Source organism: Ruminococcus sp. SR1/5 (genome assembly GCF_000209835.1).
Taxonomy (GTDB): Bacteria; Bacillota; Clostridia; order Lachnospirales; family Lachnospiraceae; genus Blautia_A; species Blautia_A fusiformis.
The window spans coordinates 1904068-1923407 of the sequence record NC_021014.1 but is presented as its reverse complement, the minus strand read 5'-3'; the positions used below and the strand labels follow the sequence as shown (position 1 = coordinate 1923407).

Below are 19340 nucleotides of genomic sequence, written 5' to 3'. Positions count from 1 at the left end.
TATAAGTAAAACGGAGGAGCTTCTCAGAGAAGCTCCTCCATTATTTTGTCATAAACATTCTGGTATTTATAAGGCCAGCTTTCACATACAGACTGTGCAGCAGCAAGATTTGGCACATTGATGCTGAGATCAACGATGCTGACGTCGCTTTCGATGATCCGCAGACGTACGGAGTAGCTGCCCTCTTTGGTGGGATAGTAATCTGCAGGAGTCAGGAGATGTTCTTCGATCTTGCAGTGGAGGGAATTGAGATATTCTTCCACTTCTTTCTTGATGTCAGAGGAAAGTTCTTTGGAAAAATATTTCAGAGTGTTTTTCCCTCGGAGGTCAGTCGATAGTAACTGCGGTTGGACTGTGAAGACATTTCCACCAGATCTGCCTCCACAAGTTCGGAAACTGCCTGCTGGAGCTGAAAATAATTGGTGTATTTCCGGTCCAGGATAAAATCGGTGATCTGGGAATTTGTGAGATCCCCATCGGAATTCTGCAGCATATATAAAATAATAAGCTTATAGGTTGTAAAAGGTGATGCCATAAGAATCCTCCTTTTTACTGGCTGCGGGAAAGGGCTTCGAGAGCTTTTCCCTGAAAACTTGCTCTTTCTTTCATCCGGTGATGAAGAAGGTTTAAAACTTCTCGTTTGCGGCTGGCCCATAAAGGTGCGATCAGCAGATCCTTCGGTCCGTCGCCGGTGACCCGGTGGATCACGATATCCGGTCTGAGATGTTCCAGACAGTCAATGACAAGGTTCAGATACTCGTCCCGTTCATAAGTGCGGAAAAGACCGGCTTCATGATCAGCGGCAAGATCTGTACCACGCAGTACATGAAGAAGCTGCAGCTTGATCCCCTGGATATCCATGGCGTTCAGATAAGCCATTGTTTCCAGGATATCCTTCCGGCTTTCGCCGGGAAGCCCCAGGATGGTGTGGACGATCACTTCGATGCCGCCTGCGCGGAGATTTTTTACTGCGGTATCAAAACAGGACAGTGGATAGCCGCGCCGTATATATCTGGCGGTATCTTCATGGATAGTCTGGAGTCCCAGCTCCACCCACACCGGTTTGATCTGGTTCAGGGAATAAAGAAGATCCAGTACATCATCTCCCAGACAGTCCGGTCTGGTACCAATGGACAGTGCCACGATATCCGGATGGGAGATGGCTTCTGTGAAGATCTTACGCAGGTGTTCCACAGGAGCGTATGTGTTTGTATATGCCTGAAAATAGGCGATATATTTATGAATCGGGCGTTTGGAAGAGAGACTTTTAATCTGTGTGTTGATCTGCTCTGTAATGGAAAGAGCGGCGTTTGCTGCAAAATCTCCGCTTCCGCCCTGGCTGCAGAAGATGCAGCCTTTTTTGCCCAGGGTGCCGTCACGGTTGGGACAGGACATGCCGCCGTTTAATGCAACCCGGTAGACCTTTTCGCCGTACCGTTCCCGGAGCATATAGTCCAGAGAGTGATAAGGCTTGTCGTTCCAGCGCTTCATTATGCCTCTTTCGGTTCGTTTTTCTCTTCGCCGTTTTCTTCGTTTTCATCTTTCGGTATATAGTTATCGAAGATCTTTACAAAGATCTTTGATTTCCAGTACGCCAGCGTGGAAAATCCCATCAGAATAAAAAGCATGATCAGGATGGATGTAAACCGTGCGTAGCTCACATAAGCAAAAAGCCACATCAGTAGGAGTGGGGACGCAGAGATCACAAGCATCAAAAGTGTCAGCGGAAGATGGCGGACGGACATCAGGAATGCATTTACAAAGGTATTCTTGACGGAATTAAAAAATTTGGAAAGGATCGGATAAATGTACAGAAGGATCATCGCATAGATCAGTGCAAATGCAATGAACAGACTGAAAAGTCCTTTGTACATAGCTCCGCTTCCGGCTCTGGCGATCCGAAGATCGATAAACAGAACAGCAGCGGTGAGGAGCATGATGATATTGATGATGGTCGCCTGTTTGAAGTTCTGTTTGAAGGAGTGGAAAAAGCTGCGGGCAATATAGGATTCCTCGTCTCTTGCCATCTTTAGTGTGACATAGTAGAGAGCTGTTATGGAGGCGCCTGCGGTGACAACCGGAATGCAGCAGAGGATGCACAGAAAATTCAGAAGAAGCAGGTCTGCTACGCGTCCCATGAACACGAAGAATTTGTTGTCCATGTTGAAAAAACGATTCATTTGATAAGTCTCCTTTTCTTTTGGATATTATTTTAAGTATACCCAATCACAGCAGAAAAAGCAAATCCCAAATGTTTTCCGGGGCAGTGGAAATGGGAAAATCATGTGTCCGCTATAGAAAGACAAAATAGCGAAATAGTTTATTAAATTTCCTTAAAAGGCTTGCTTATCACGATTTAGAGTGTTAAAATATCAGTATTGTATTAGACGAAATTTATGTATTTTAAAGGAGCGTAACAATGAGCAAAAAAATCAGGACGGAGGCTGTGGATCATCTTTTTGAAGCGATCCTGTGCCTGAAGGATAAGGAAGAGTGTTATACATTTTTTGAGGATGTGTGCACCATCAATGAGCTGCTTTCTTTATCTCAGCGCTTCGAGGTAGCCAAGATGCTTACTGATAAGCGTACATACCTTGATATTTCCGAGAAAACAGGAGCTTCCACAGCTACGATCAGCCGTGTGAACCGTTCCCTGAACTATGGAAATGATGGTTATGAGATGGTATTTGCACGTATGAAGAAGGATAACGGGGAGCAGGGCGGCGAAGCAGAATAAGGCTTACGTCCATACCGTGATGATAACGGATAATGCTGTAACGAAAAAGAGACAGGCGATCGTGCGTCTGTCTCTTTTTTTCGGTGCGCCCGGCGACGCACGTTTATGACCGGATGTGAGCTCCGGATATTATTTGTCTTTTTTTGAGGAATCCGTATCTTTTGAGGAATTCATGTGGTCGATCATGTTTTCGATGATCATTTTTTTCATGTATACGTCGAAGCTAAGAAGACAGATAAAGGAAAACTGGTGAAGGAATTCCTTATCCTCCGGGTCGGCGTCCTCAAAAATTTCTCCGGCACTTTTGAAACGGCGCATAAGATCCTTTTCCAGGTAACGGATCTGTGACTGCTCCATACTGAAAACCTCCTGGTAGATGTAAGTCATGTCCTTTTCTGTAACGGACTTGAAGTATTTCTCGGTGATCGGTCCCAGAAGGGTCTGGATATCACTGATGGAGAGGATATTCTTAAAATAGTAGATAAAGATCAGCATCAGCAGATGCTCCCGGGAATAGCGCTTCTTTTCCGGCGGGGGAAGGAGCTTGTTCTTTGCGTAATTGTTGATCATGGTCTTGGTCAGGATCTTGTCATCATGATGACGCTTGGTGGAAGCGAGATTATCTTCCATAAAGGTTGTGACCTGATCCATGTAAAGAGCAATATTGGGAATTTCATCGGGTTTTATATAATCAAGCTCAGCAATTTTTGCAAAAATGCTGTTCATCATTTCTTTTTCGTTTTCTGTCATCGCATTATCACCTCTGCTCCTTATTATATAGTTTTAAATACTACTTGTAAAGAAACTTTTTTTCAGAGAGGTGGGTTTACCGGAAAGTAAAGTCATGATAGTATATAAAGATACTGTTCATATGGAAAAAGAAATGGAGATCAAAATGAGTATACATGATGCTTTGGACACATTGAATCCTATGCAGCGGGAAGCTGCCGTACATACAGAGGGACCACTTCTGATCCTTGCAGGAGCCGGTTCCGGAAAAACAAGAGTGCTGACCCACAGGATCGCCTATTTAATGGAAGAAAAGGGTGTAAACCCATGGAATATCCTGGCGATCACCTTTACCAACAAGGCCGCCAGTGAGATGCGGGAACGTGTGAATAAAATTGCGGGAATGGGTGCGGAGAGCGTATGGGTCTCCACCTTCCATTCCGCCTGCGTGAGGATTCTGCGCAGACATATTGAGGTGCTGGGCTTTGGCAGTAATTTTACCATCTATGATGCCGACGACCAAAAAACAGTCATGAAGGAAATCTTCCGGAAGTTTGATATCAATACCAAGATTTACAAGGAACGAGGCGTTCTTGCTGAGATTTCCCATGCCAAGGATGAACTGATCACACCGGAAGAGATGGAGCTGAATGCAGGCGGCGATCCGGATGCACGGAAGATTGCCGGTATGTATAAGGAATATCAGTCTATCCTCAGGGGAAACAATGCGCTGGATTTTGATGACCTGATCGTGAAGACTGTGGAGCTTTTTCAGCATAATCCGGATATCCTGGACTATTATCAGGAACGTTTCAAATATATTATGGTGGATGAGTATCAGGATACCAATACTGCCCAGTTTAAATTCGTAAGTCTTCTTGCTGAGAAATACAAGAATCTCTGTGTGGTTGGTGATGATGATCAGTCCATCTATCGTTTTCGTGGAGCAAATATCGGGAACATCTTAGGATTTGAGAAGGTTTTTCCTGAGGCTAAGGTGGTGCGCCTGGAACAGAATTACCGTTCTACCCAGAACATCCTCAATGCAGCCAATGAGGTGATCGTCAACAACACAGAGCGTAAGGAAAAACGCCTCTGGACAGAAAATGAAGAGGGCGATAAAGTACATTTCCGTCAGTTCAACAACGGATTTGAGGAAGCGGAGTATGTTGCAGGAGAGATCATCCAGGGGCGCCGCAACGGGAAATTCCAGTACAAGGACTGTGCAGTACTTTATCGGACCAATGCCCAGTCACGTCTCTTTGAGGAGAAATTCCTCCTGGCAAATGTTCCTTATAAGATTGTCGGCGGCGTGAATTTTTATGCCCGCAAAGAGATCAAGGATCTGTTAAGCTATCTAAAGACCATTGACAATGCCAGTGATGATCTGGCTGTGCGTAGGATCTTAAATGTGCCAAAAAGAGGGATCGGACTCACCAGCATCGGCCGCGTCCAGGACTATGCGGATATGATGAACCTGAGCTTTTACGATGCGCTCCGCGTGGTGGAGGAAGTACCGTCCATTGGCAGGGCAGCAGGAAAGATCAATGATTTTGTATCCTTTATCCAAGGACTGAAAAGTAAGGCAGAGGCCTATACAGTCCGTGAAACCCTGGAAGAGGTCATTGAACTTACCGGTTATGTGAAGGAACTGGAGGCAGAGAAAACGGAGGAGGCTCAGGCGAGGATCGAAAATATCGACGAGCTGATCTCCAAGACAGAATCCTTCCAGGAAGCCATGGAGGAGGCCGGACAGCCGGCAACACTTTCTGCATTTCTGGAGGAGATCGCACTGGTGGCAGATATCGATTCTGTTGATCCGGATCAGGATTATGTGCTGCTGATGACTCTTCACAGTGCCAAGGGACTGGAGTTCCCAAATGTATTTATCGTGGGAATGGAGGACGGTGTTTTTCCGGGATATGCTTCCATCTGGTCCGGTGATCCGTCGGATATCGAGGAGGAGCGAAGGCTCTGTTATGTGGGGATCACCCGTGCCATGAAGGAACTGACTTTAACCTGTGCAAAACAGCGGATGATCCGTGGGGAGACTCAGTATAACCGTGTGTCACGTTTTGTAAGGGAGGTTCCACGGGAGCTGGTAGATCTTGGACATACCATTCAGGAGAAAAAGCCCAGAGTAGATGATATCGTATCTCCGAAAAGCGCCTATGCCCAGATGAAAATGAATTTCCAGGCAAAGAGCACCCTGCAGAAAAAAGATTTCACAGTGAAGAAGGCGGACAGCCTGGACTATGGTGAGGGAGACACGGTCCGTCATGTGAAATTCGGAGTCGGTATCGTAAAAAATATCGCAGACGGCGGCAGAGACTACGAAGTGACGGTAGACTTTGACAAAGTCGGCGTGAAAAAATGTTCGCCGGTTTTGCCAAGCTGAAAAAGATCTGAGAGGGATCTCTCCGGGCAGACTATTTCTGCAAAAAACTGTAAAAATCCGGCCTCAAGGTTGTAATTGGAAAACCGGTATGTTAGAATCAGTATCAGCGTAATTGAATTGCTGTGAAGTGAACAGTATCACCGGCACATATGCTGCCGGATACTGTGAGGAGGGAATCGGGTAAAAAGCCTGAGCGGTTGCGGCCACTGTATACAGAAGAAGGGATTTCACATGCCATTGCAGAAACTCATGTGAGAAGGCGAAATCCCGATGTCAGAGAGATTCTGGAGAAAATTCTGATACATCATTCATGATCGGCTAAAAGATGAATGGTGTATCAGTTTTTATTTTGCGGAGTTTTTTCTGAGTCTGTAAGTCAGGAAACCTGCTTGACAGTATGTAAGTGGGAGCTTCCGTACAAAGTGTTCCGTGCAGATTTTATGAAGCCCCATCTTTTCGGTTACCCATAGGCAACAGGAGATAAAACAGGCGAAAAGAGAGGAAATGAAAAACAAGTATGTATCCACAAGAATCATGGCAATGGTAATGGCAGCGGCAATGACCGTATCAGCAGCTCCGGCTGTTTATGCCGCAGAGAGAGCAGACTCCGAGACCATCAAGGAAGACAACCAGCCGGCAGCAGAAGACAGTACAGAGTCTGCAGACATCGAAGATTCTTCCGCAGAGGCAACCAAGACAGAATATCCTCTGACCATCACAACCTATGATTACGATGGAAACGAAATCGAAACCACTTATGAAAAAGCACCGGAAAAAGTCCTTGCTGTATATCAGGGAAGCATTGAGACTATGCTCGCACTTGGTCTGGAAGACCACCTGGTAGCTACCGCAGGTCTTGATAATGAAGTTCCGGAAGATCTCAAAGAAGCATTCTCAAAAACAAATTATCTTGACGAATTTACCCCATCCCTTGAAACTGTAACAATGCTGGAGCCGGACATGATCTTATCCTGGAGCTCTCTTTTCTCTGATAAGAATCTGGGAAATGTAACAGACTGGATCGACAAAGGCTGCAACACCTACTACAACACCAATACTCGTCCGGACGGCGACAGAACACTGGAAAATGAATTCACAGATATCTTAAATATCGGAAAGATCTTCGATGTACAGGACAAAGCACAGGCTATCGTTGATGATGCAAAAGCAGTGATCGACAAAACTCTTACTGCAACTGCAGATGTAAAAGACAAACCAAGCGTAATGGTATTGGAGCCTCTTGGAGATGACATCACAAACTATGGCGTAAAGAGCCTTGGCGGAGATATGGTAACACAGTTAGGCGCAACTCTTGCAAACCCGGATGCTTCCACCGTTGGAAAAGAGGATATCATCGCAGCCAACCCTGACGTGATCTTTGTGGTTTACATGCCATATGCAGGAGATGATCCGGAAACTGTTAAGAACAGCCAGCTTGCAGTGATCCAGGATGATGAGTCCCTGAAGAGCCTTGACGCAGTAAAGAACGGACGTGTTTACCCGATCATGCTCAGTGAGATGTATGCAAGTGCAACACGTACCCAGGACGGAATCGAAACTTTTGCAAAGGGATTATATCCGGACGTAAATCTTGACTGATCGGAGAAAATGCAGTGAAAGAAACAGCTTCACAGAGAAAAAAAGATAAGGTGCTCAGAACATCCATGTATGTGGCAGTTCTCATCGGACTTGCAGGATTCCTTATTTTTTCCATACTTGCAGCCATCACTTTTGGAAATGCGGATCTGTCACTGAAGGATGTATACAGCGTTATCGCTTATAAATTGTTTCATATAAAAAGTCTGTCCGCCTATGCGGAAGGCGCAGTTCATGATGTTGTGTGGCTGATCCGGCTGCCTAGAGTCCTTCTGGCTCTGGCAGTTGGAATGGCTCTTTCCGTGTGCGGCGTGGTGATGCAGGCTATCGTGCAGAACCCGCTGGCAGACCCGTATGTGCTGGGTATCTCATCTGGTGCATCTCTGGGTGCCACACTGGCCATCATGCTTGGAATCGGAAGCTTTCTTGGTGGAAACTCTGTGGGAATCACAGCTTTCATTGGCGCGATGATCACTTCTTTTGCGGTGATCGCCATTGCAAACATGGGTGGAAAGGCAACTTCCGCAAAACTGATCCTTGCGGGAATGGCGGTCAGCGCAGTCTGTTCTGCTTTTTCCAATTTTGTCATTTATATTACCAATGACAAAAATGCGGCAACAGAAGTTATGAAGTGGAGCATGGGAAGTCTTGCCGGAGCAAGCTGGACCAGAGTGGGTGTAATGCTTCCGGTCACGCTGGTGTGCGTGGCTGTTTTCTGGACGCAGTACCGGAACCTGAATCTGATGCTTCTGGGAGATGACGTATCCATTACCCTTGGAACAGATCTGCACAGACTGCGGACTTTTTATCTGATCGTTGCTTCTGTTATGATCGGATTTGCCGTGTACTGTGCCGGTGTGATCGGATTTGTGGGACTGGTGATCCCTCATGTGGTCCGGATCCTTTTTGGAACAGATCACAGAAAACTGCTCCCCTTAAGTGCGCTTCTTGGTGCATCGTTTCTGATCTGGTGCGATGTGGCATGTCGTGTGATCCTTAAAAATTCCGAGATGCCCATCGGTGTGCTGGTATCCATTATCGGTGCTCCCTGCTTTATTTATCTGCTTGTGCGGAAATCCTATGGATTCGGAGGTGCCCGGTAATGAAGATCACCACAGAAAATATTCAGGTTGGCTTTCACGCCAGACAGATCCTGAAGGGAATCTCCATGGAATCCCAGGATAAGGAACTGGTAGGAATCATCGGACCAAACGGAAGCGGAAAATCCACTTTGCTGAAATGCATTTACCGTATTCTGAAACCAGACGCAGGAGCCGTGTATCTGGACGGCGAGGAGCTTCATTCCATGAGTGTTCGAAGTTCTGCGAAAAAATGGCCGTGGTGGCACAGCACAATTATTATAATTTTGATTTTACGGTCCGCGAGGTGGTTCTTATGGGGCGTGCGCCTCATAAAAAGACTCTGGAACGGGACAATGCAAAAGATTACCAGATCGTGGATGAAGCGCTGAAAACCGTACAGATGGAGGCGTTTGCAGACCGTACCTTTTCCACTCTTTCCGGAGGAGAGCAGCAGAGGGTGATCCTGGCAAGAGCACTTGCCCAGCAGACCTCTGCACTGATTCTGGATGAGCCTACCAATCATCTGGACATTACCCACCAGATCATGCTGATGGAGCTGGTGAAAAAACTTAATGTAACCGTGATCTCCGCTATTCACGATCTGAATATTGCAGCAGCATACTGTGATAAGATCTATGTACTGAAGGACGGAGTTCTGGAAGGTTACGGAACGCCGGAAGAAGTCCTGACCCCGGAGCTGATCCGCAGGATCTATAAAGTAGAAGCGGAGATCGTTTACGACAGCCGCGGAAAGATGCATATTTTGTTTTTATGATTCTGGCTGTGAGGCGGGATGCATAGAGGGAAAAAGATGAAAAAGATCGGGATTTTGACATGCCTTAATTCCAATGATGTGTGTACCAGGGCAGGATGTCTGTCTGCATTTCGGGAAAGAAGAGATTTTTTTCCGGCTATCCGGAAGATACGATTCTGGCAGCTGTGATGACATGCAACGGATGCAAAGAAACCAATGCAAAAGAACCTGCTGAAGATGAGGGGATTTTGGAAAAGGCAGATCGGCTGGTCAGTGAAAAGATCAGCGTCATCCATGTCGGGGTATGCCGTCTGAATGAGGAAAAAAGGAATGTCCGCGGATAACACAGATCTGCGGTCTGATAGAAGAACGCGGGATCAAAGTGATCCGAGGAACCCATAAAGAATAAGAGAAAACCGCCGTATCTTTCCGGAAATGCCGGAAATACGGCGATTTTTTTATAGAATGTTTCTGCGAAAATTTGTGTAAGTTCTGGTAAAACCAGACATATGGTGGTATAATAAGAACATTAAAAAAGGCTCGGGTGCAGCGACCTCAAAAAACGCTGCGCCGCAGATTTACTGACAGAAAGTACAGCCGAACAGAAAGAAAGGATGGTGCAGTGTTATGAATTTAAATACAACAAAACTTGAAGAACTGCTCGCAACACTGAAGAAAAAAGAAGAAGAGAAAGATAAGAACACAGTCCTTTGGGTATTGGCGATCATCGGCGCAGTTGCAGCTGTTGCAGGAATCGCATTTGCAGTATATCGTTTCTTCGCTCCGGATTACCTGGAAGATTTTGAAGAAGATTTTGATGATGACTTCGATGATTATTTCGAGGATGAGGAAGAGTAAGAACTTTCACTGCAGAGGCTGTTTTGAACAGATCAGAATGGCTGTCTGTTATGTATGATATGAGAAGCGGATAATTGAAGCCCCGGCGCGATACCGGGGCTTGATTTTTGAAGACGGACCGTGAAACGCTGGCGTTCATGAGCAGACAGTAAAGAGGATCCTGAATGTTCGAACTATTGTCTGCTGGTTATAAAACAGAAAGAGGATTTATGAAAAAAGGTGAAATTTACGAAGGTATTATAGAAAAAGTGGAATTTCCAAACAAAGGTTTTGTTTGGGTTGATGACCAGAAAGTAATTGTAAAAACGGAATCCCGGGACAGAAAGTCCGGTTTATGATCAATAAAAAACGTTCCGGCCGGGCGGAAGGACGTCTTCTGGAGGTCCTGGAGAAATCTCCCCTGGAAACAAGAGAACCTGCCTGTCAGGAGTTTCCGTCATGCGGCGGCTGCATGTACCAGACCATGAGCTATGAGGCGCAGAAGGAGATGAAGGAGCGCCAGGTGAGAGAACTTCTGGATGGGGCAGTAAAAGAAAGTCTGGCTAAGATCGGGAAGAACGGTGATGGGACGGAAGAAGCTGAGGCTGCAGATCATTTATATCACTGGGATGGGATTTACGGCAGTCCTATTGAGTTCGGGTACCGCAATAAGATGGAGTTTTCCTTTGGGGATGAGTATAAGGATGGGCCGCTGTCCCTTGGACTTCACAAGAAGGGAAGCACTTACGATATCCTGAATACGGATGACTGTAAACTGGTCCATCCGGATATGACGAAGATCCTAGTCTGTGTGCGGGAGTTTTTCCTGGAGCGTAATGCCAGCTTCTATAAAAAGCTGCAGCATGTGGGGTATCTTCGACATCTTCTTCTTCGAAGAGGCGTCACAAGTGGTGAGATCCTGGTCCATGTGGTAACCACCACCCAGGAAGAATATGATCTGGAGCCTCTGAAAGAACAGCTTCTTGCACTTCCGCTGGAAGGGAAGATCGTGGGGATCATGCACATTTTAAATGATTCTTTATCCGACGTGGTACAGAGCGACGAGACGAAGATCCTTTATGGAAAGGATTATTTCTATGAAGAACTTCTTGGACTGAAATTTAAGATCAGCACCTTTTCCTTTTTCCAGCCAAATTCCCTGGCTGCAGAGATCCTGTATTCCAAGGTGCGGGAATATGTAGGAGATACCAGAGATAAGGTAGTGTTTGACCTTTACAGCGGAACAGGAACTATTGCACAGCTTGCAGCGTCTGTTGCCAGCGAGGTGATCGGTGTGGAGATCGTGGAAGATGCGGTAAAAGCCGCCAGAGAAAACGCTGCACTTAACGGCATTGATAACTGTCGTTTTATTGCCGGAGACGTGCTGAAGGTTCTGGACGAGGTGCCGGAGAAACCGGATATGATCATTCTTGATCCGCCCAGAGATGGCGTTCACCCCAAAGCCCTTCCAAAGATCCTGGCTTACGGCGTAGACCAGATCGTATACATTTCCTGCAAGGTTACAAGTCTTGTGAGAGACCTCCCGGCATTTTATGAGGCAGGATATGAGATGACCCACGCCTGTGCAGTGGATCAGTTCTGCCAGGGCGTTCATGTTGAGACGATTGTTCTTTTGTCCCAACATCGAGACAAGAGTACTCGTCTCGATGAACGCGGCAGTCGGCAAATCGAGATGCAAGCATCTCGGCTTGCCTCGTTGCTCGCGCAAAAACCAGATGACACGATAGAGAGCGACTTAGACTTAGATGAGTTGGATGCAACCAGTGCTGAGTTGAAGGCTCGTGATTAGATGGAATGGGTCAGATTGGTAAATGGTATTCGTAATATGGCAGAAGAGATTGTGTTAAAAGAATTGGTGTTCTAAAGCGTGGAAGGCTCCTTCGGGAGCTTTTTGCTGTTTATAAGATAAATTTTGTCGGAGATTTATTATAAAACATTGCTTTACAAGAAGAATAAAAAAGCATATAATTCTTTTATAATATATTTAATAAAAGAGGGTAAGAAAACGGAAAATAAAGATAAAAAAATATAACAAGAAAAAGAATAATTAATTATGTGCTGAACAATCATATTACATCCAAGGCGGGAATCGCAAAAGATTTAAATTTGAGTATGCCGACTGTGTTAGCAAATGTGAATGACTTGTTAGAAAAAATGGTGTTGGAAGAAACTGGGGAATATGCTTCGACCGGTGGACGAAAGGCAAAAAGTATAGGGATTAATAAGTCATACTGTCATGCAATGGGAATTTTGATTACAGCGAATCATATAGAAATGGTATTAGTAAATCTTGGAGATGAGATTATAAAAAAAGATCGCATCCGTTTAAAATTTACGGCAGAATTATCCTATTGTGCAGAAGTGGCACAAAAGGTCAAAACTTTTCTTGAAGGCGAATTAGCGAAGGATACGCTACTTGGGATTGGAGTGGCGATTCCAGGAATTATTGATCAGAAAGAACGGATCGTTTTAAAATCCCATGCTTTAGGTATAGAGAATTATAGTCTGCGCTTTTTAGAGCAGGCTTTGGAAATTCCAGTATATTTTGAAAACGATGCTAATGCTGCAATGCTTGCAGAAAAAAGCAAAAGTATCCAAATGCGATATATCTGTCTTTGAACCACACCTTAGGAGGCGCATTCTGCATAGATGGAAAGCTGTTTCGAGGGCAGAACCAGAAAGCAGGTGAGTTTGGTCACATGATACTCGTTCCCGGTGGAAGAAAGTGTTATTGTGGTAAAGCAGGATGTGCAGATGCATATTGTGCTGCAAGTGTACTGACACAAGATAACAGGCAGTCACTGGATGCATTTATGGAAAAAATTGAAAGTGGTGATGAAAAAAATTTGCAGACATGGAATGAGTATCTGGATCATCTTGCTGTTTTGATATCAAATCTGCGGATGGCATATGATATGGATATTATACTCGGAGGTGATGTGGGAGGTGTATTGTCAGATTATATGATACCACTGGGAGAAAAAGTGATGGCATATAATGGCTTTGAGCATGATGTTTCATACTTAAAAAATTGTTCGTATAAGAAAGAAGCGTCGGCTGTTGGAGCCGCGAAATACTTTTTTACAAAACATATGGCAGAATTGTAAATTTTTTGAACGCAGATAAGCAGTCCACCGCATCTGGTGCGCAGGGCATCAAGCGTTGGGTAAGGGGATGTTCACTCTGTTGGAGTTAAAAGCTCCCACTGACAGGTTGCAAAGTGAATGCAGATGTCCGCTTTATATGTGTGAAAAACGAGAAGTTGTGTAAAATTAGAAAAAGATATTATAGTAAAAAACGGAAAGAAAACAGTAACTACGGTTTCCTTTCCGTTTTTTTCGTGTTGATTGTGAAAAATACACAAAAAATGTATTTTAAAATTATGAAATATATAAAATTATGAAAAACATATTGACAAATCGTGTTTACAGGATAATAATGTAATTACTTTAATAAAACAATTTATAAAAGACCAAATAAAACAATATAAATAAGGAGGAAACAATTATGATAAAAAAGGAGAAAACAATTATGTTACAGCAGGTAATGACAAATCCAGGAGAAATTATTTTCAGAGAGGTTCCGGTTCCGGAGGTAAAGGAAAATCAGGTGTTGGTAAAGATTATGAATATTGGTGTTTGTGGATCAGATATTCATGTTTATCATGGAAAACATCCGTTTACAAAATATCCGGTAACACAGGGACATGAGGTTTCCGGTGAGATTACAGAACTTGGAAAAAATGTCACAGAGTTTCATGTGGGACAGAAGGTGACGATAGAGCCGCAGGTATATTGTGGACATTGCTATCCATGTCGTCATGGAAAGTATAATCTCTGTGAGGAATTAAAAGTAATGGGATTTCAGACGACAGGAACAGCATCTGAGTATTTTGCAGTGGATGCATCTAAAGTAACACCGATTCCAGAAGATATGTCCTATGAAGAAGGAGCTATGATCGAACCTCTTGCTGTGGCAGTCCATGGTGTAAAACAGATGGGCGATGTGGCTGGCATGAATATTGCAGTCCTTGGAGCAGGACCGATTGGAAATCTCGTGGCACAGGCAGCAAAAGGAATGGGGGCAGCGAAAGTGATGATCACAGATATCAGTGATCTTAGACTGGCAAAGGCAAAAGAATGTGGAATTGATGTGTGTGTGAATACCCAAAATAAAGACTTCGGTGAGGCAATGATCGAAGCATTTGGACCGGATAAGGCAGATGTGATCTACGACTGTGCCGGAAACAATATCACAATGGGACAGGCAATTAAATATGCAAGAAAAGGAAGCACGATCGTACTGGTGGCTGTTTTTGCAGGAATGGCAGAAGTAGATCTTGCAGTGGCAAATGACCACGAACTTGACATTAAGAGCACGATGATGTACCGCCATGATGATTACATAGATGGAATCAGACTGGTAAATGAGGGCAAAGTTCATTTGAAACCGCTCATCTCAAAGACATTTGCTTTTAAAGATTATCTGAAGGCGTACCAGTATATTGATGATAACCGCGAGACAACGATGAAAGTAATTATCAATGTCAGTGAAAAGTAAGGAGTTCGTATGGAAAATAAATATGGAATTGTCGGAGTTGCCCATGTCGGGCTTCCGACAAACGATTTGCAGAAAACAGTTGAGTTTTATAAGAGTCTTGGATTTGAAGTAATTATGCAGTCTTATAATGAAAAAGCAGGGGAAAAAGTGGCATTTTTACAGATAAAAAATTACTGTATAGAGACTTTTGAAAATGGGCAGGCGGCAATGTCAGACGGTGCATATCAACATGTTGCACTTGATGTGGAAGACATTGAAAGTATGTATCAGAAAATCTGCAATGAAAAATACACAATTATTACAGACGGAATCGAAGAACTGCCATTTTGGGAAAATGGTGTGAAGTTTTTTATGATCAAGGGACCAAATGAGGAAAGAATAGAGTTCTGTCAGAAACTCTGATAAAAATAGGAGGGACATATGGGAAGCGAAAACAAAAATGGAAAAGTACCGCTGATCAGTAAGATTGCATATGGGTTTGGTGATGTCGGATGTAATTTCAGCTGGATGTTCGTCAGTAATTTTCTGATGATATTTTATACAGACGTGTTCGGAATCAGTATGGCGGCTGTGTCAGCACTTATGCTTTTTTCAAGATTTTGGGATGCGATCAATGATCCAATCGTCGGGGGACTTACGGATAAAACAAAATCGAGATGGGGACGGTACCGTCCATGGCTGTTAGTAGCGGCACCAATTACAGCGATTCTTCTTGTTATGACATTCTGGGCAAGACCCGACTGGCCGCAGAATGGAAAGATCATTTATATGGTAATTACATATTGTCTGCTGGTTTTGGGGTATACCTGTGTGAATATTCCATATGGAACCTTGTGTGGTGCTATGACACAGGATATTGATGAACGTGCAAAAATAAATACATCCCGTTCGGTTGCAGCGATGATTGCAATTGGTGTGTTAAATATTATCACAGTTCCACTGCTCAGCAAATTCGGCAGTCACAGTGCAAAGACAGGATATCTGACGGTGGCGGTCATATATGGATGTATTTTTACAGCCTGTCATTTCTTCTGCTTTGCGAAGACGAAAGAGGCAGTGATTACTCCGGAAAAAGAAAAAATTTCTGTAAAGATACAGTTGAAAGCAGTTATGCAGAACAGACCATATCTTCTTGCATTGGCAGGACAGATATTATTTGGATTTACATTGTATGGTAGAAACGCAGATATTCTGTATTATTTTACATATGTGGAAGGGAATGCCTCCTACTACACAACTTATTCGATGTGCATTATTATTCCTTCTATCATCGGGGCAGCCTGTTTTCAACCATTATTCCGCAAGTTGAATAACAAAGGAAGAACAGCATCTCTCTTTGCTTTATTTACAGGAATTTCCATGTTGTTTATGTTTTTCTTCAATGCCAAAGAATCACCAGCTATTTTTTATGCATTATCTGGTCTCACACAGTTTTTCTTCTCTGGATTTAATACCGCAATCTATGCAATTATTCCAGACTGTGTGGAATATGGGGAGTGGAAAACAGGACTTAGAAATGACGGTTTTCAGTATGCATTTATTTCACTTGGAAATAAAATCGGAATGGCAGTTGGAACAGCACTTTTAGCAGGATTACTTGGAAAATATGGTTATATTGCAAATCAGACACAAAATGCAATTGTACTTTCAATTATGAAACATGCATTTACGACGATTCCGGGTGTACTGTGGATTGTGACTGCGGTTGTATTATTTTTCTACCGGTTAAATAAAAAACGTTATAACGAGATTGTAGAGGAACTAAAAAATGGAAGAAAAAGTTGATATCGTGGCATTGGGAGAGTTGCTTCCTATGATCCAAATTATCGCTCGTCTCTTTGGAAGAGCAAAGAGTATGCAGTGAAAAAAATGAGATCTGTCATAGAATTGGTAGATGTCATGAAGGTATCGGATGAAGAGAGTATTCTGTTGACAGAGGCGAAAAGTTATGAGCAGGCTGCAGATCAACTCCTTGCCATGGGACCAAAGCTGGTTGCCATTACATTGGGAGAACAGGGCGTTCTTATGGCAACAAAAAGCAGAAAAGAAATCATCAAAGCATTTCAGACACATGCGGTCGACACGACTGGGTCAGGTGATTCATTCTGGGGAGGCGTATTATGCAGTATCCTTTCTATGAATAAGAATGTTGAAAAAATGGAATGGGAAGAAATCAAAAAAGTGTGCTGTTTTGGGAAATGCAGTTGCTGGATTGTGTGTGCAAAAGAGAGGCGGAATCCCTGCGATTCCGACGAAAGAGGCAGTGCTTGAATTTATGCAGAAATAATGAATGTATATGAACAAACTCGGGGCTGTAAAAATCACGATTTATTAATCGTTAAAGCATCAGCCCCGTGTTTTTCTGTCGGAGTATTATTCCGCTTTTATCTTTCCATCATACTGATCGATTCAATTCCAACACTTCCGCCGCGGACAACTTCGATATGCTTGAACTCTTCTTTGATAAGCTTGATGACCGCGTCATTTTTGGTTGCGGTCTGGACGAATTCCAGAAGGAGGCTGTCTTTTCCATAGTCGATGACACGTGCCTTGAAAGTCTCAGCAATCTGGAAAAGTTCTACTTTATCTTCCGGGGAGCAGCCCTTTACCTTGATGTAAAGGATCTCCTTCATTCGAACGAACACGTCTGTAAAATCAATAACCTTGATCACCTCGATCATACGGTTCAGCTGTTTTTTGATCTGCTCAAAAGTCTCATCATCGCTGACTGTGGCGATGGTCATTCTGGAAACTGTGGGGTCCTCGGTGGTTCCAACAGTAAGACTGTCCAGGTTATAGGACTTTCCGGAGAAAAGACCGGAAATCTTGGAAAGAACACCGACCTGGTTTTCAACGTAGAGAGAGATCCATCTTTTTTTCATTCCTTTATCCATCATTCATTCCTCCTAACAATCCATGATCAGATCAGCCAGGGTGCCGCCCGGCTTGACCATCGGGTAAACCATTTCCTCCGGATCAATGATAAATTCGATGATCGTAGGAGTTTTTGTATTCTTTTTAGCCTCTTCGAAAGCAGCCGCGATCTGATCCTTCTCAGTTACGCGGATACCCTTTGCCCCATAGCTCTCTGCGAGACGGATGAAATCCGGTGTGTATTCCGGATATTCCTGACCGTCTGTGCGGCGGGAGAGTGCACCGGCCTTCAGATTTGTCATGGCGTAACGTTTTCCGTAGAAAAGCTTCTGCCACTGGCGGACCATTCCGAGATATTCATTATTAAAGATACAGCAGATGATCGGAAGCTCCTCCAGAACTGCGGTAGCCAGCTCCTGAATGTTCATCTGCATGCCGCCGTCACCGGAAACGGAGATGACCGGTGTATCCGGATTACCGATCTTGGCACCGATGGCACCTGGAAGGCCGTAACCCATGGTTCCAAGTCCGCCGGACATGATCAGCTGACGGTTCTCGGTGATGTCTGCATACTGGCTCACCAGCATCTGATGCTGACCTACATCGGTAACAAGAATGGCCTTGTCAAACTGGCGGTTGATTTCGCCGATGATATCCAGCGGTCCCATAATACCACGGTCTTTCATGGTAAGAGGATGCTCTTCCTTCCATTCCTGGATCTGCTTCAGCCATTTGCCGGTATTACAGTCCTGTACATATTCATTCATTTTTGTTATTGCCTCTTTTGCATCGGCAACGATGGGGATGTCTACATGGATATTTCTGGAAATGGAAGCGGTGTCAATATCGATGTGGACGATCTGTGCATGTGGGGCAAATTCATGGAGCTTGCCTGTGATACGGTCGTTAAAACGGGTTCCAATGGAAAACAGAAGATCGCATTCATTCACTGCCATATTTGCGGCATAAGCGCCGTGCATACCGAGATTTCCGATAAACAGAGGGTTCTTTGTGGAAATGGCGCCACGTCCCATGACGGTTGTGACAACCGGGATCTGAGTTTTCTCAACAACCTGGGTAAAAATCTCCTGCGCGCGGGAAATGATCACACCGCCGCCAGCAAGAAACAGAGGTTTTTTGGCCTTCTGCAGCATTTTGAGGGCACGCTTTAGCTGTCCGATATGCACGCTGGTGTTAGGCTTGTAGCCACGGATATTGACGGTCTTCGGATACTCAGCACTTCCCAGCTCGGCCATTACATCCTTTGGAAGGTCGATGAGAACCGGGCCTGGGCGTCCGGTGCGTGCGATATAGAAGGCTTCCTTGATGATACGTCCAAGATCCTCACGGTTGCGGACGGTAACACCGTATTTTGTGATGCTTCTGGTGATCCCGACAATATCAACCTCCTGGAACGCATCGTTTCCGATGAGGTGACGGGCAACCTGTCCGGTAAAGCATACAAGCGGAACGCTGTCATAGTTGGCAGTTGCAAGACCTGTAACAAGGTTGGTAGCTCCGGGACCGCTGGTAACGAGACATACGCCAACCTTTCCGGTAGTTCTGGCATAGGCATCTGCTTCGTGTACAAGGGCCTGCTCGTGACGTGGCAGGATGATGTCAATGCCGCTCTGTTTATATAATTCATCGCTGATATCGATGGTGCAGGCACCAGGATAGCCGAACAGAACATCAACGCCTTCTTCTTTTAAGGCTTTTACAAGCAATTTGTTTCCGGAAATCTGTTTCATG

The 19340-nt window shown here is 44.5% G+C and carries 16 protein-coding genes, 4 pseudogenes and 1 riboswitch; of the genes and pseudogenes, 14 read left to right on the top strand and 6 right to left on the bottom strand.

Going from position 1 to position 19340, the window contains the following annotated elements; genetic code table 11:
- Window positions 1-23 precede the first annotated feature (23 nt).
- The 3 genes and pseudogenes from CK1_RS09755 to CK1_RS09745 all read right to left on the bottom strand — a co-directional run bounded on the left by CK1_RS09755 (window position 24) and on the right by CK1_RS09745 (window position 2180).
- Window positions 24-493: pseudogene (locus tag CK1_RS09755) on the bottom strand (DUF4364 family protein).
- Window positions 494-549: 56 nt separating this feature from the next.
- On the bottom strand, window positions 550-1491 hold the full coding sequence (mnmL, locus tag CK1_RS09750) for a tRNA modification radical SAM protein MnmL/YtqA (RefSeq protein ID WP_015526081.1): 942 nt from the start codon (window positions 1489-1491) through the stop codon (window positions 550-552).
- Window positions 1491-2180 carry a YesL family protein gene (locus tag CK1_RS09745; RefSeq protein WP_015526080.1) on the bottom strand — a complete coding sequence of 230 codons (690 nt, stop codon included), beginning with the start codon at window positions 2178-2180 and terminating at the stop codon, window positions 1491-1493. Before CK1_RS09745 ends, mnmL begins: the two co-directional genes overlap by 1 nt.
- 239 nt (window positions 2181-2419) lie before the next feature.
- Between CK1_RS09745 and CK1_RS09740 the strand changes: the two genes are divergently transcribed.
- Window positions 2420-2737 carry a YerC/YecD family TrpR-related protein gene (locus tag CK1_RS09740; protein WP_015526079.1) on the top strand — a complete coding sequence of 106 codons (318 nt, stop codon included), beginning with the start codon at window positions 2420-2422 and terminating at the stop codon, window positions 2735-2737.
- A 129-nt stretch (window positions 2738-2866) separates the two neighbouring features.
- Here the strand turns inward: CK1_RS09740 and CK1_RS09735 are convergent, their stop codons facing one another.
- Complete coding sequence (locus CK1_RS09735; RefSeq protein WP_015526078.1) at window positions 2867-3487, bottom strand: DUF1836 domain-containing protein; 621 nt, start codon at window positions 3485-3487, stop codon at window positions 2867-2869.
- Window positions 3488-3632: 145 nt separating this feature from the next.
- Between CK1_RS09735 and pcrA the strand changes: the two are divergent.
- The 13 genes and pseudogenes from pcrA (at window position 3633) to CK1_RS09665 (ending at window position 16985) form a co-directional block, all read left to right on the top strand.
- A pseudogene (gene pcrA / locus CK1_RS09730) lies at window positions 3633-5875 on the top strand (DNA helicase PcrA).
- Between the two features lie 101 nt (window positions 5876-5976).
- A riboswitch (cobalamin riboswitch) is annotated at window positions 5977-6267 on the top strand.
- A 101-nt stretch (window positions 6268-6368) separates the two neighbouring features.
- Complete coding sequence (locus tag CK1_RS09725; RefSeq protein ID WP_015526076.1) at window positions 6369-7463, top strand: ABC transporter substrate-binding protein; 1095 nt, start codon at window positions 6369-6371, stop codon at window positions 7461-7463.
- Between the two features lie 14 nt (window positions 7464-7477).
- The gene (locus CK1_RS09720; RefSeq protein WP_227574163.1) at window positions 7478-8563 is read left to right on the top strand and encodes a FecCD family ABC transporter permease; all 1086 of its coding nucleotides are present in this window, start codon (window positions 7478-7480) and stop codon (window positions 8561-8563) included.
- A pseudogene (locus tag CK1_RS09715) lies at window positions 8563-9317 on the top strand (ABC transporter ATP-binding protein). Before CK1_RS09720 ends, CK1_RS09715 begins: the two are co-directional and overlap by 1 nt.
- A gap of 95 nt (window positions 9318-9412) precedes the next feature.
- Window positions 9413-9640: a CGGC domain-containing protein gene (locus CK1_RS09705; protein ID WP_015526074.1), complete on the top strand. Its 228-nt coding sequence runs from the start codon at window positions 9413-9415 to the stop codon at window positions 9638-9640.
- 283 nt (window positions 9641-9923) lie between these two features.
- Window positions 9924-10154: a hypothetical protein gene (locus tag CK1_RS09700; protein ID WP_015526073.1), complete on the top strand. Its 231-nt coding sequence runs from the start codon at window positions 9924-9926 to the stop codon at window positions 10152-10154.
- Between the two features lie 164 nt (window positions 10155-10318).
- The gene (locus tag CK1_RS18290; RefSeq protein WP_015526072.1) at window positions 10319-10492 is read left to right on the top strand and encodes a hypothetical protein; all 174 of its coding nucleotides are present in this window, start codon (window positions 10319-10321) and stop codon (window positions 10490-10492) included.
- A complete protein-coding gene (gene rlmD, locus CK1_RS09695) occupies window positions 10489-11943 on the top strand; it encodes a 23S rRNA (uracil(1939)-C(5))-methyltransferase RlmD (RefSeq protein ID WP_015526071.1) in 1455 nt (484 codons plus the stop codon). Before CK1_RS18290 ends, rlmD begins: the two co-directional genes overlap by 4 nt.
- A 323-nt stretch (window positions 11944-12266) precedes the next feature.
- Window positions 12267-13261 (top strand): annotated as a pseudogene (locus tag CK1_RS09685) (ROK family protein).
- A 424-nt stretch (window positions 13262-13685) separates the two neighbouring features.
- The gene (locus tag CK1_RS09680) at window positions 13686-14714 is read left to right on the top strand and encodes a zinc-dependent alcohol dehydrogenase (RefSeq protein WP_044962122.1); all 1029 of its coding nucleotides are present in this window, start codon (window positions 13686-13688) and stop codon (window positions 14712-14714) included.
- 9 nt (window positions 14715-14723) lie between these two features.
- Window positions 14724-15116 (top strand): VOC family protein, encoded by a 393-nt coding sequence (locus CK1_RS09675; protein ID WP_008369413.1) that lies wholly within the window; start codon window positions 14724-14726, stop codon window positions 15114-15116.
- Between the two features lie 18 nt (window positions 15117-15134).
- Entirely contained in the window at window positions 15135-16499 is a 1365-nt protein-coding gene (locus CK1_RS09670; RefSeq protein WP_015526067.1) for an MFS transporter, read from the top strand.
- 9 nt (window positions 16500-16508) lie between these two features.
- Entirely contained in the window at window positions 16509-16985 is a 477-nt protein-coding gene (locus tag CK1_RS09665; protein ID WP_353611239.1) for a PfkB family carbohydrate kinase, read from the top strand.
- A gap of 113 nt (window positions 16986-17098) precedes the next feature.
- Here CK1_RS09665 and ilvN read toward each other — a convergent pair whose 3' ends face one another.
- Window positions 17099-17611, bottom strand: coding sequence for an acetolactate synthase small subunit (gene ilvN / locus CK1_RS09660; protein WP_021652505.1), 513 nt, complete (start codon window positions 17609-17611; stop codon window positions 17099-17101).
- A 9-nt stretch (window positions 17612-17620) separates the two neighbouring features.
- The gene (gene ilvB / locus CK1_RS09655) at window positions 17621-19339 is read right to left on the bottom strand and encodes a biosynthetic-type acetolactate synthase large subunit (RefSeq protein WP_015526064.1); all 1719 of its coding nucleotides are present in this window, start codon (window positions 19337-19339) and stop codon (window positions 17621-17623) included.
- Window position 19340 lies beyond the last annotated feature (1 nt).